Annotated in this window: 13 protein-coding genes; 8 read left to right on the top strand and 5 right to left on the bottom strand. The window is 62.7% G+C overall.

The genetic code is table 11. The annotated features are described in order from the left end of the window. Positions 1-77: 77 nt before the first annotated feature. Positions 78-284, top strand: coding sequence for a hypervirulence associated TUDOR domain-containing protein (locus LC531_RS01230; protein ID WP_223648507.1), 207 nt, complete (start codon positions 78-80; stop codon positions 282-284). Positions 285-292: 8 nt separating this feature from the next. On the opposite strand, the gene LC531_RS01225 is transcribed toward LC531_RS01230, so the two are convergent. Then, a complete protein-coding gene (locus LC531_RS01225; RefSeq protein WP_223648506.1) occupies positions 293-1,729 on the bottom strand; it encodes a glycosyl hydrolase family 79 C-terminal domain-containing protein in 1,437 nt (478 codons plus the stop codon). Between the two features lie 146 nt (positions 1,730-1,875). Further along, a complete protein-coding gene (locus LC531_RS01220) occupies positions 1,876-3,456 on the bottom strand; it encodes an amino acid permease (RefSeq protein WP_223648505.1) in 1,581 nt (526 codons plus the stop codon). Between the two features lie 233 nt (positions 3,457-3,689). Between LC531_RS01220 and LC531_RS01215 the strand changes: the two genes are divergently transcribed. The 4 genes from LC531_RS01215 to LC531_RS01200 all read left to right on the top strand — a co-directional run bounded on the left by LC531_RS01215 (position 3,690) and on the right by LC531_RS01200 (position 6,808). After that, positions 3,690-4,076, top strand: a complete 387-nt coding sequence (locus LC531_RS01215; protein WP_223648504.1) for a hypothetical protein — start codon at positions 3,690-3,692, stop codon at positions 4,074-4,076. Between the two features lie 244 nt (positions 4,077-4,320). Next, positions 4,321-4,749: a hypothetical protein gene (locus LC531_RS01210; protein WP_223648503.1), complete on the top strand. Its 429-nt coding sequence runs from the start codon at positions 4,321-4,323 to the stop codon at positions 4,747-4,749. 185 nt (positions 4,750-4,934) lie between these two features. After that, on the top strand, positions 4,935-6,302 hold the full coding sequence (locus tag LC531_RS01205) for an MBL fold metallo-hydrolase (RefSeq protein ID WP_223648502.1): 1,368 nt from the start codon (positions 4,935-4,937) through the stop codon (positions 6,300-6,302). Beyond that, positions 6,299-6,808, top strand: a complete 510-nt coding sequence (locus LC531_RS01200) for a hypothetical protein (protein ID WP_223648501.1) — start codon at positions 6,299-6,301, stop codon at positions 6,806-6,808. The genes LC531_RS01205 and LC531_RS01200 overlap by 4 nt, the downstream gene beginning before the upstream one ends. Before the next feature lie 292 nt (positions 6,809-7,100). Here LC531_RS01200 and LC531_RS01195 read toward each other — a convergent pair whose 3' ends face one another. Continuing rightward, complete coding sequence (locus LC531_RS01195) at positions 7,101-7,820, bottom strand: 2-phosphosulfolactate phosphatase (RefSeq protein WP_223648500.1); 720 nt, start codon at positions 7,818-7,820, stop codon at positions 7,101-7,103. 149 nt (positions 7,821-7,969) lie between these two features. Then, positions 7,970-9,082 carry a glycine cleavage system aminomethyltransferase GcvT gene (gcvT, locus tag LC531_RS01190; RefSeq protein ID WP_223648499.1) on the bottom strand — a complete coding sequence of 371 codons (1,113 nt, stop codon included), beginning with the start codon at positions 9,080-9,082 and terminating at the stop codon, positions 7,970-7,972. Positions 9,083-9,172: 90 nt separating this feature from the next. Here gcvT and LC531_RS01185 point away from each other — a divergent pair, with 90 nt between their 5' ends. The 3 genes from LC531_RS01185 (at position 9,173) to LC531_RS01175 (ending at position 11,653) form a co-directional block, all read left to right on the top strand. Beyond that, complete coding sequence (locus LC531_RS01185) at positions 9,173-9,544, top strand: CZB domain-containing protein (protein ID WP_223648498.1); 372 nt, start codon at positions 9,173-9,175, stop codon at positions 9,542-9,544. A 15-nt stretch (positions 9,545-9,559) separates the two neighbouring features. Continuing rightward, positions 9,560-11,119 (top strand): sensor histidine kinase, encoded by a 1,560-nt coding sequence (locus LC531_RS01180; RefSeq protein ID WP_223648497.1) that lies wholly within the window; start codon positions 9,560-9,562, stop codon positions 11,117-11,119. Between the two features lie 78 nt (positions 11,120-11,197). Further along, complete coding sequence (locus LC531_RS01175) at positions 11,198-11,653, top strand: response regulator (protein ID WP_223648496.1); 456 nt, start codon at positions 11,198-11,200, stop codon at positions 11,651-11,653. A gap of 147 nt (positions 11,654-11,800) precedes the next feature. Here the strand turns inward: LC531_RS01175 and LC531_RS01170 are convergent, their stop codons facing one another. Then, positions 11,801-12,403, bottom strand: coding sequence for a ribonuclease HII (locus LC531_RS01170; RefSeq protein ID WP_223648495.1), 603 nt, complete (start codon positions 12,401-12,403; stop codon positions 11,801-11,803). Positions 12,404-12,446 lie beyond the last annotated feature (43 nt).

Below are 12,446 nucleotides of genomic sequence, written 5' to 3'. Positions count from 1 at the left end.
AACCCACACGAAAGCTTTGGAGTAAAAAAGCCGCGGCGGACTGCTCTTCATTCCCTCCTTTTCCCTACCCCCTCCCCATGCGCAAAGGCACCAAAGTAAGCTGGAAATACGGCACCGGCACGGCCACCGGCAAGATTGAAAGCATTCACAAAGAGCACACTACCCGTAAAATAAAGGGCAGCGACATTACCCGCAACGGTACGGCCGACGACCCGGCGCTGCTCATCGTGCAGGAAAACGGCGACAAGGTGCTCAAGCTGCAAAGTGAGGTAAGACCGGCGTAGCTACCAGGCTACTTGCACGTGAAAACCACGGCGCTGGCCGCTGGCACGTTCACCACGAAGCTGCTGCCGCTGGTGCCGTAGCTGGTGCTGGCGGGGCTGAAGGTGCCATCGGCCGCCACGGCCTGGCCGCCCAGGGTGATGCCGTCGGTGGCATCGAGGCTGGCCCCGGTGAGGCGCTGCATGGCCACGGCGCTCACCGCCTGGCCCGCCGCCACAATGAGGCTAACCGGCGTGTTGCTTTCCAGGTTGAATACCGTAACCGTCTGGCTGCCATCGGCTCCCAGGCTAGCGAAGGCCTGCACGTTGAGGGGGGTAGGGCTCAGGTCCACGGGCTCGTAGCGGCCCTGGCTGCCGGCTTTGAACAGCAGTATGCCGTAATAAAGCGGCCGGGCCACGAACAGCCCGTTCACTTGCGCGATGGGGGTGTAGGCCCCGTTACCGCCGCCGTGGAAGTTGACGCCCGCCGCGTTTTGGGCGGCCAGCTGCCACATCAGGCGCGCGCCCCACAGGCCGGCGGCCAGCGTATTGCTGACGCCCGCCTTGCCCCCGCCGTAGATGGAGTTGGTTTCGGCCACGCGGTAGGGCAGGTTGGCGGTCTGCGCCAGGGCGCTCGTGGTAGCGCTCATAGTTGCGTCGCGGGCGGGCGAGCCGATGAGGGTAGTAATGGTAATGCTGGGGTCGGAGCCCGGCCCCGTTTCGTAAAAGTGGGTGGTAAGCAGGCTAACCTTACCCGCCGTCTTGGCCGCAAACGTGCTGACCCAGCTGCCGCTGAGGTCGGTGGCCGGCCCGCTGAAGGCCAGGCCCGGCAGCAACGCATGGATGGCCGCGTAATAAGCGTTGAAATCGGCCACGTAGTCGCCGGGGGTATAGCCGGCCGGCCGAATGCCGTTGGAGTGGTAGTCATTGGGTTCGTTGCCCACCTCGCAGCCCACCAGCCGGGGGCCGAGGGCCTGGCTCACGTAGCGGATTTCGGCCGTAGCGCGCGGGATGTCGCGGGCCGCCAGGTTTACTCCGAACAGCACCGGCATAGTCAGCTTCTGCACGAAGGCGGCAAAGCGGTCAATATCGGTCGTCGTGATGGTATCGGCAGGCGTGGCGGTGCGGCGCGCCTGGCCGCTCCAGGCGGTGTGGTCCACGCTGTTGGCCCCGATGCGCAGCAGCCCCGGCCCCAGGCCGTTGATAAGGTTGATAAAGACCGGATTGCTGACGTTGAAGTACGCCGGGTTGGTAATGCTCCCCATTTCATAGCTCAGGCCGGCAAAATCGGCGGGCAGCTGCCGGCCGGGCTGGCCGGGGTGCAGCGCCAGCGTGAGGGCCGTGCCCTGGGCGGGGGGTAGGGCGGGCAACGTGGCGGCGGCCGGCGGCACCGGGGGGGTAGCGTCTTTTTTACAGTTCACGCTGCCAATGCTCAGCAGCAGCGGTAAGGCTACTGATTTCCAACGCATAGTATCCGGGCCAAATGGTTTGCCTGGGCAAGATGCGCTGTGTCTTGTGTGGCCACCGTGAAGCCGACGGGGACGGCCAGCCAAAAGCCTCTCACCGGGAGGCGAGAGGCTTTTGGTAGTCGAAAAAATCGTTTGCTTGCTGGCCGCTACAAATTGTGTGAATCGGGCTTGATGAAAGCTTCCTTTTCCATCTCCTCGGGCACTACCACAATGCCTTTTTGCAGCATTGAGTGGCGCCTGCCGTAGAGGAAATATACGCCGAAGCCCAGCAGCATCCAGGCAAAAGCTACTTGCAGCGTAAAGGGGTCGAGGCCCACAATCAGCAGCGTGCACACCAAAGCCCCCATGATGGGTACCAGCGGGAAGCTTGGCGAGGAGAGCGGCGAGCGAAATGGCCGGGGCTGGTCGGGGTCCGACTTGCGCATAATCCATACGCCCAGGCTCACCAGCACGAAAGCCAGCAGCGTGCCAAACGAGGTGAGGTCGCCGGCCAGCGAGCCGGGCACGAACGCCGCAAATAAGCCCACGAACACCATCAGCATGAGGTTGGACTTGTAGGGTGTGCTGAAGCGCGGGTGCAGCTCGGAAAAGGCTTTGGGCATGAGACCGTCCTTAGCCATCGAGAAAAAAACGCGGCTCTGACCCATGAGCATTACCAGAATTACCGACGTGAAGCCCAGTAGGATACCCATCGTAACGGCCGTAGCCAGCCAGCCGTAGCCGGGCATGTGCGCCCGGATGGCATAGGCCACCGAAGCCTCGCCGCCCAGGGCCGGGTCAGCAAACTCGCGCCAGCTGGCTACACCCGTTAGTACGTGCCCAAACAATATATACAAAACGGTGCAAATGGCCAGCGAGCCCAGAATGCCGATGGGCATGTCGCGCTTGGGGTTGCGGGCTTCCTGCGCGGCCGTGCTCACGGCGTCGAAGCCAATGAAGGCGAAGAACACAATGCCCGCGCCGCCGATAATACCGCCCAGGCCATGCTTAAAAAACCCGCCGTAGGTGCGTACTACCTCGCCGGCAGCGTTTTTCACCACGGCGTCGGCCGGAATGAGGTAGGGCGTATGATTGACGGGGTTGATGAACTGCCAGCCCACCGCGATAAACACGATAACGATGAGCACCTTCAGTACCACGATAACGGCGTTGAAAAGCGCCGACTCCTGAGTACCTTTTACCAGCAACAAGCTCAGGGCCACGATGATGAGCAGCGCCGGCAGGTTGATGAAGCCATGCTCGGACACGCCATTAATCATGGCGTGCTCGAAGGGCGAGTGGCTTAAACCATAGGGTATACTAGTATGAAAGACCTCCAGCAGCTTGTTTAAGTACTCGCTCCAGGCGATGGACACGGTGGCCGCGCCCAAGGCGTATTCCATGATGAGGGCCCAGCCGATAATCCAGGCCACGAACTCACCCATCGTGGTGTAGGCGTAGGTATAGGCCGAGCCGGCGATGGGAATCATGGCCGCGAACTCGGCGTAGCACAAGCCCGCGAACACGCAGCCGAATGCCGCCAGGATGAAGGCCAGCGTGACACCTGGCCCGGCGGCTTGGGCGGCGGCGGCGGCGGTGCGCACAAACAGGCCGGCCCCGATGATAGCCCCCACGCCCAGCGCCACGAGATTGCCCGCGCCCAGCGTGCGTTGCAGGGTGCCGTGCCCGGTTGAGTTAGCTTCGCCCAGAAGTTGGGCAAGTGGTTTTTTGGCAAAAATACTAGCCATGCAAAAAGGGGTAAAGAACGAAAGGGTAGGAAATAGGAACTGTTTTTTTGCGTTGGGGTAAGGCCAGGCAATAGGCCAGCCGGGCCGAAAATACGCGAAACTTCCCGACTGACGCACTTTCGGGTTTGGCAAGGGCTTTGCGCACGGCCGCGCCGGGCCGGGCCTACCCCCCTTGCGGGGCCCCAGGCCCGCTGGGGCTACCTTTTTAGTTTATTCATTATCAGCAATTCTTTATGAAAAAAACCTCCCTGTTCTTCCTCCTGCTCAGCCTGGCCGCCGCCAGCGCCCACGCCCAAACCAGCGGGGCCACTATCCCCGCCGCCCGCGCCGCCCTGCAACAGGCCACCACCCAGGCCCAGCGCCTGGCCCAGGAGTTGAGCCTCTCGGCCGACCAGCATGCCCGCCTGCGCCAAGTGTTGCTGCTGACCCGCCAGCACATGGACGCCGACCGCGCCGCCCACCACGACGACCCCGCCGCCCTGCAAACCGCCATGACCGTTGACCGGGCCAAATCGGAAGAGCTGATTCGCGGCGTGCTCACGCCCGCGCAATACGTGCGCTATCAGCAGCTGAAGGCCGCCCGCATCGGCCAGCTGCACACCACGGTGCACACGAATTAGTAGAGCCGCGACCCTTCGCGTCTCTCAGCGTTCGCATCGTTCAACGAAGAGAGCTGCGAAGGGTCGCGGCTCTACGCTAATCTCATCGATAAAAAAGCCCTCTCCGGCGATGGAAGAGGGCTTTTTTGGGTTCGGCCAGGGCTTTGGCGCGCTCCTTGATTTCATGCTGGCAACCCGGAGTTTACGCGGCCGCGCCTCCTACTTTTCTCTCTTTTTTTCTGCTTAAAACCCCCGCTTGTTTCTTATGAAAAAGCCCCTGCTTCTGCTGGCCACTCTGGCCTTTGCCACCGCCAGCTTCGCCCAGACTACCCCCACGCCCGCCGCCCAAGCCGCCCCGGCTCCCCACAGCCAGCACCACAAGCACCCTAAAACGCCCGCGCAGCGCGCTGACCACGGCACGGCCATGCTGACTAAAAAGCTAGGCCTTACGGCCGCCCAGCAGCCGCAGGTGCACCAAATCCTGCTGACTCAGGCTCAGGAAGGCCAGGCCCTGCGGGCGCAATATCCGGCCAAGGAGCAGCGCCCGGCCCGCCACCAGGCCATGCAGGCCAGCCGCGCTAAGTATCAGCAGCAGCTGCAAGCCGTGCTCAGCGCCGACCAGAGCCGCCAACTCGCCGCCCTGCGCGAGGCGCACCACCACCGGGGCGAGCGCGGCGGCAAGCTGAAAGGTTAATTACGCGGTCCCTACCCCCCTCTTTAAACCCTGGCCCCGCGGCCGGGGTTTTTTGGTGCCCGGCGCGGCGAACCGGCCCCAAGCGGAGGCGAGGATGTTGGGCCGGCTCGTTATATTTGACCTTATCACCTACCCCGGCTGCCCGATAATCAGGCGCTTAGCTCCTCGGCGGCCACCTTGTTCCAATGCCCCTACCCAGTAGTAGCACCCCCGCGGTGCAAATTCAACAGTTTTACGATAAGGGCCTGGCCCACGCTTCCTACGCCGTGCGGGCGGGCCGCCAGATGGCCGTCATCGACCCCGGCCGCGACCCGCAGCCCTACTATGACTTTGCCGACGAGCACGATGCCGAGATTGTGGCCGTACTGGAAACGCATCCGCACGCCGATTTTGTGAGTAGCCACCTCGAAATTGCGCAGGAAACCGGCGCTACTATCTATTGCAGCAAGCTTACGGAGGCGCGCTACCCCCACAAAAGCTTCGATGATGGCGACCGCCTCAAGCTCGGCACCGTGGAGCTGCACGCGCTGAATACGCCCGGCCACTCGCCCGACAGCATTAGCATTCTGCTGCTCGATGACCTAGCCCAGACCCGCGCCGTGTTCACGGGCGACACGCTGTTCGTGGGCGACGTGGGCCGGCCCGACCTGCGCGAGGCCGAGGCAGTTGGCGGCCACACCCGCGAGGCCCTGGCCGCCCAGCTCTACCGCAGCCTGCGCCAGAAGCTGATGGCCCTACCCCCCACTACCAAGGTGTACCCGGCCCACGGCCCCGGCTCGCTCTGCGGCAAAACCACCAGCCCCGACCTCGACAGCACCATCGGCAAGGAGCTGGCTACCAACTATGCCCTGCAACCCCAGTCGGAGCCGGAGTTTATCGCGGCGCTGCTCGCCGACCAGCCCTTCGTGCCCAAGTATTTCGGCCACGACGTGCAACTCAACAAGCAGGGCGCGCCCAGCTTTGAGGATAGCGTGCGGTCGGTGCCGCGCCTGGGCGGCGGGGCGGCGCTCGCGCCGGGCGTGCTCGTGGTGGATGCCCGGCCGGCCGCGCAGTTCCGGGCCGGCCACCTGCCCGGCGCGCTCAACCTCCAGGATGGCGGCAAGTTTGAGACCTGGCTTGGCGCGGTGGTCGGCCCCCAGGAGCCGTTCTACCTGCTGGCCGACACCCAGATTCAACTCGACGCGGTGCTGCGCAAAACGGCCAAAATCGGCTACGAGGGCAATATCAAGGGTGCGCTGCTGGCCCCTACCCCCCTGCCCGCCACCAGCCCCGCCACGGACGTGGCCGCCGTGCGCGCCCACCCCGCGCAGTTCACCATCGTGGACGTGCGCAACCGCTCGGAAGCCGCTAAAAAACTGTTCGACCACGCCTTACTCATCCCGCTACCCGGGCTGCGCGAGCGCGTGGGTGAAATCCCAACCGATAAGCCCGTGCTGGTGCACTGCGCCGGCGGCTACCGCTCGGCGGCCGGGGCCAGCATCATTGAAGCTGGCTTGCCGGGGGTAGCAGTGTACGATTTAGGCGAGGCGGTGGAGGAGTTTGTAGAGCGATGAGATTCTTACTGCTGACTGGTTTCTTCTTGCTGCATCTAACTGTATTTGCGCAGCAGCAACAACCTTGGCCTCGAAACCGAACTACTGGCCGCGTAGAATTTAATGGACGATTGCGGTGGCCTGATACCGTTCGCACTGAATTGCAACGGCAAATACTGGTGCGGCATTGGTATCGCAGCAAGCTGACCAATAATACCGTCAAAGAGATACAGTCCTTTGTTCTCTCAAGTGGCACCACGTATGGCGACGTACCGAAAGAAAGCTGCTACAAATTAAGCATTTTAAATGAAGATGATGAGCGTTTCAACTTATGTTTTCATATAAAATTAAACGCTGATAGCATCGGACTAAATTACTATTTTTTCGATTTTGAAGGCAGTTACCTAGCAATAGATAATGGCAGTGGTTTCTCGCTAGAAGAAGTACTGAAAGGAGATGAAACTCGCACACAGTCCGTCATGGATGGGTTTCATGAAAAGCTACTTTTGGCATTGAAATCCTGGTAGCTTTTTGTTAAGGTGTCTAATAAACGTTACTCCCCTACCCCCGCACCAGCCTGCTACTGTCCCACAGTAGCAGGCTGGTGCGGGGGTAGGTATTCACATCAATCAGTCAATTATCCTTGATTCCTACCTTTGCCGCAAGCGCGTTTAGGTAGTCCCCAATGGCCAGACGGTAGCCTCTGAAAAGAGGAAACCCCGGCTGCGGACACAGACCGGGGTTTCAATGCGGGGTTCTAGACCAACCCAACAGCATACTCACAAGCAAGATAATGGACCGGGGCGAAAAAAACCTCCCCTACCCCCGCACCAGCTTGCTACCGTCCCACAGCGGCAGCACGTCGGGGTAGGTATCTACCTGGGTGCAGAAGAGGTAGTCGTCGTTAGCTTCCAGCTCGCGCAGGCGGCGCAGGGCGGCCGACTGGTGCAGGTAGCCGGGCAGGTCGGCACGGGCGTTTTGCCAGAGCTGGTAGGCGGTGAGGGCGGCGTCGGACTCGCTGATATCGAGGCCGTGGGGGAGCAGGCGCTCGGCCAGGGCCCCGCCCAGCAGGGTGTCTTCGAGGCAAAACTTGCCCTTCCAGCCGGCGGCCACTACCAGGATGTCGCGCTGCTGCGCCAGGCAGAAATCGGCCACGGCCGTCAGGTTGATGAACGCGCCGCACACCAGGGCCTCGGCGGCCAGCGAGTGGCGCAGGGCCTTGGTGCCGTTGGTGGTGCTGATGGCCAGCTCGCGGCCCCGCACCGGGTAGTCTTCGTGCAGTAGCTCGAAGGGCGAGTTACCTATGTCCACACCCGCAGCCCGCACGCCGTCGCGCTCGGAGGCGGTGAGGCAGCCGCGCTCGTGGCCCAGCGCGATGCACTCGGCCACGGTGGTAACCGGGTACACGGCCGTCATGCCCTGGTGCAGCGCCGTGGCGATGGTGCTGGTGGCCCGAAACACGTCCACGATAACGGCCACCTGCCCGCGCAGGTCATAGAGGGGTAGCAGGTCGGGCGAGAAGCAGAGGTCTAATTTCATGGGAATTTTAGTCGTCCGTCATTGCGAGCAAAGCGAAGCAATCACACCCGAACGGTGGACGAACGAGCTGGTAGAACGACCGGCGCGGGTATCGTTCAGGTGCGATTGCCGCGCTGCGCTCGCAATGACGGACGGGTTCGGCTATATTATTAAACTTCTTCCGTGCCTGGCACCAGCGGCAGCTTAGCTACCGTAGCGGGCAGATTCTTGCCGCGCACCTGCACGAAAATGGGCGTGCCGGGAGCCGCCAGCGCGGTTTGCACGTAGCCCAGGCCAATGCCCCGGCCCAGCGTCGGCGACTGCCCGCCGCTGGTGACTTCGCCGATGGGCGCGCCTTGCGCGTCCACGAGGGGGTAGTGGCTGCGGGGCAGGCCGCCGGGGCCGTCCATGACGAAGCCCACGAGCTTGCGCGTGACGCCGGCCGCCTTTTGGGCCTTTAGGGCCTCGCTGTTGGTGAAGTCTTTGGTGAACTTAGTAATCCAGCCCAGGCCGGCTTCGAGCGGCGAGGTTTGGTCGGTGATGTCGTTGCCGTAGAGGCAGTAGCCCATTTCGAGGCGCAGGGTGTCGCGCGCGCCCAGCCCGATAGGCTTGATGCCGAAGGGCTTACCGGCTGCCATGATTTTATCCCAAACCTGGGCAGCGTACTCATTAGGCACGTACAGCTCGAAGCCGCCCGCCCCGGTGTAGCCGGTGGCCGAGATGATGACGCCCGGCGCGTCTGCAAAGGTGCCCTGCACAAAGCTGTAATACGGAATGGCAGTCAGGTCCACATCCGTGAGCGTGCGCAGGGCGGCGGCCGCTTTCGGACCCTGCACGGCGAAGAGGCTGAGCTGGTCGGAGAGGTTTTCCATCGCTACCCCCTCGGTATTGTGCTGTTGCAGCCAGTTCCAATCTTTTTCGATGTTGGAAGCATTGACGACCAGGAAGTAGTCTTCCTCGGCGAGCATGTACACGAGCAGGTCGTCCACAATGCCACCCTCGGCGTTGGGCAGGCACGAGTACTGGGCCTTGCCGGGCGCGAGCTTGCTGGCATCGTTGGAAGTAGTGCGCTGGATGAGGGCCAGGGCGCGGGGGCCGCGCAGCCGAAACTCGCCCATGTGCGACACGTCGAACATCCCTACCCCCCGCCGCACGGTGTGGTGCTCATCAAGGTCGGAGGAGTAGCGCACGGGCATGGCGTAGCCGGCAAACGGGACGATTTTGGCCCCCAGCTGCTGGTGGGTGGCGTGCAGGGCAACGGTTTTGAGCGGGGTGGCTTCCATGAAAAAGGGGGGGTAGGCGGGGCGGGGTAGGGAGCCGCAAAGCTACTTCGGGGCCGCGCAACGCCCGCCTTACCCCCTTACCTTTGCCCCATGTCTCCGGCCGCTATCAAACAGGACTTCGAGTCCGCCCTTGTCAAGCACTTTTCCTTTAAAGCGCGGCTGCGCTCCTTTTTGCACGGCAATGGCAACGAGGAAGGCCCCCTGCGCGACCCTGACTTGTGCAGCCTGGGCCAGTGGATAGCTGAGCGCCACCAGGGCACCTACCAGCACCTGCCCGAAATGCGCGAGCTGGACCAGCTGCACCGCCTCATCCATACGCGCGCCAACCGCCTGATGGACTTATACCTGGCTGGCCACCGCGAGGAAGCCCTGGTGGGCTTTGGCGAAGTGCAAGTTTTGGCCGACGACCTACTGGCGCTGCTGCAAACTATGGAAGCCAAACTGCGTAATGCCCAAGCCTGACCGGCCCTGGGTGCCATGAAAATCAACCTTACCACTAAAATATTCGCGGGTTTTTTGCTGCTACTGGGGCTATTTACCACGGTAGTGCTCATCAACTACCGGCTGGCCGGGCAGGTGCTGCGCAACTCGCAGCGAGTGGAGGCCTCGCAGCGCACCTCGGCCGACGGCACCACGCTGCTGCGCAACATCATCGACATGGAAACCGGCTTTCGGGGCTACCTGCTGCTGGGCAATGAGCAGATGCTGCAGCCCTACTACTCCGGCGAGCGCGACTTGCTGCACCGCTTTCAAACGGTGCGCGAAGAACTGACTGACGAGCCGCAGCAGCGCCAGCGCCTTGACACGACCCAGCACTTATTTCAGCAGTGGACGGCCTATACGCACTTGCTGATAAGCGAAAAGCGCGCCATCCATCAGCGCGATGCTACCCAAACGGGCCTCGCCGGGATGCCGCACGCCAGCTTGGGTGCGGGCTTATCAGGCAAGCAGGTAATGGATGCCATTCGCTTTCAGATGAGCCACTTCGATGAGGTGGAAAACAACAACCGCCAGGTGCAGCGCCAGCGCCTAGCCGACAGCATTACGCGGGCGCAGCGGCTGTCGGGGCTGCTCACGGGTCTGGCCCTGGTGTTCGGGCTGCTGTGGGCCGTATACCTCGTGCGGCTGCTGGGCCGCCGCCTGCGGGGCATGATAACGATGGCTCGCCGCTTGGCCGAAGGCGACTACAAAACCCAGCTCGTGGACGACGGCCACGACGAGATGAGTGAGCTGACCGCCGCCCTCAATACGATGGCCCACACCATCGACCAAAATATTACCCAGCTCGAAGGCCGCAACCAGGAGCTGGACCAGTTTGCCTACGTGGTATCGCACGACCTGAAAGCCCCCCTGCGGGGCATTGAAAGCGCCTCGCGTTGGATTGAGGAAGACATGGAGCAGACCGGCCTGCCGGCCCACGTGCGCGAGTTTCTGGCCCTGATGCGGCAGCGCGTGCACCGTATGGAAAACCTTATTACCGGTATTCTGGCGCTGGCGCGGGTGGGCCGCGTGGTGGAGGCCAACGAGGCCGTATTCGTGCGGCAGCTGCTGCGCGAAATTACCGATACCCTGGACCTACCCCCCGGAATGCACCTGGAGCTGCCCTTTTTCCTGCCTACCCTACCCACCAACCGCACCCAGCTCCAGCAGGTATTTACTAACTTGATTTCCAACGCCGTAAAGTACCACGACCACCCCGAGGCGGGCACCATCCGCATCGGCTGCGAGGACCTGAACGATAACTTCTACCAGTTTTCGGTGCAGGACGATGGGCCGGGCATCGCGGCCGAATACCACGAGCGCATCTTCATCATTTTCCAAACCCTGGTGGAGCGCGATGCGCTCGAAAGCACGGGGGTAGGGCTGGCCATTGTGAAGAAAATAGTGGAGCGCCAGGGCGGCCGCATCTGGGTCGAGTCGGCGGAAGGCCAGGGCGCTACCTTCTTCTTTACCTGGCCCAAGAAGCCGGCCGCCAAGACCGCCGCCACTAGCGCGCAAGCCGTGCCACCCGCCCAGCTGCTGGCCCAGGTTCAGTAGCGGGCCCGCATCCTTTCGGGGGCCAGCTGCGTTAAAACGGCTCAGCCTATTTTGGCCCCTGCCCGCCTAGTTTTCGCCATGACCCCGCTTTCCTCGCCGGCCGCGCCGAGTATTCTCCTTGTTGAAGACGACCAGATGGACGTCATGAACGTGCAGCGCGAGCTGCGCAAGCAAAACATCACCGTACCGCTGGTGCACGCCCGCAACGGCCGCGAAGCCCTCAACCTGTTGCGCGGCGAAAATGGGGAAACCAAAATTGAGCGCCCCGGCCTAGTCATGCTCGACCTGAACATGCCCCGCCTCAATGGGCTGGAGCTACTCAAAATTTTGCGCGAAGACTCGGAGTTCAGCGACCTCAACGTGTTCATTATGACCACCTCGGACCTCGACACCGACCGCTCGGGGGCCAATGCGCTGGGCGTGAGCGGCTACATTATCAAGCCCCTTACCTTCGATGCCTTCGGCAGCGAAGGCGGCGGCACTGTCGATGGCTTCAGCCTATTTCTGGATTTGCTCAAGCTGAAGAATTCGTAATAAAGGAATAACAAGAGAACGTTCTGCTGACGCAGGACGCATCTCGCCCGCGCAGGTAATTCTACCGGTTGAGGTTAGTTGCGCGGGCGAGATGCTTCCTTCGTCAGCATGACCGTTCTTTTTAGTACCTATTACCTCATTACCCATTTAAAGCAGCCGGAACCCCATGCGGTGGTGGGGGGTAGGGCCGTGGGCGCGCAGGGCGGCCCGGTGGGCGGCGGTGGGGTAGCCCGCGTTCTGCGCCCAGCCGTAGGCCGGAAACTCGTCGGCCAGCCGCGCCAGGTGCTCATCGCGGAAGGTTTTGGCCAGGATGGAGGCGGCCGCGATGTGTCGAAACCGGCCGTCGCCGCCCACGGCGCAAGTGTGCGGCAGGCCGGGGTAGGGCCGGAAGCGGTTGCCATCGACCAGCAGGTGGATGGCGGGCACGGCCAGCGCGGCCACGGCCCGGTGCATAGCTAGGTAGCTGGCCTGCGCAATGTTGATAGCCTCAATTTCGGCCACCGAAGCTTCGCCCACGGCCCAGGCCACGGCCTCGGCGCAAATGGTGGCGCGCAACGCCACCCGGCGGCGGGCCGTGAGTAGCTTCGAGTCGTGGAGGAAGGGCGGGTTAAAATTGGGGGGTAGGATGACGGCGGCCGCAAATACCGGGCCCGCCAGGCAGCCGCGCCCGGCCTCGTCGAGGCCCGCCTCGTGGGGGTGGCCAGTGTGGGTAGCGAGCAGGCCCACCGCCGGAGAAGAAGCACTACGCATAAGCAAAACGGCCCCACCGGCCAAACGCCAGCGGGGCCGCAAA

The sequence above is a fragment of the Hymenobacter psoromatis genome (genome assembly GCF_020012125.1).
GTDB lineage: Bacteria > Bacteroidota > Bacteroidia > Cytophagales > Hymenobacteraceae > Hymenobacter > Hymenobacter psoromatis.
The sequence above is the reverse complement of the archived record's forward strand: the minus strand, read 5'-3'. Positions and strand labels throughout refer to the sequence as shown.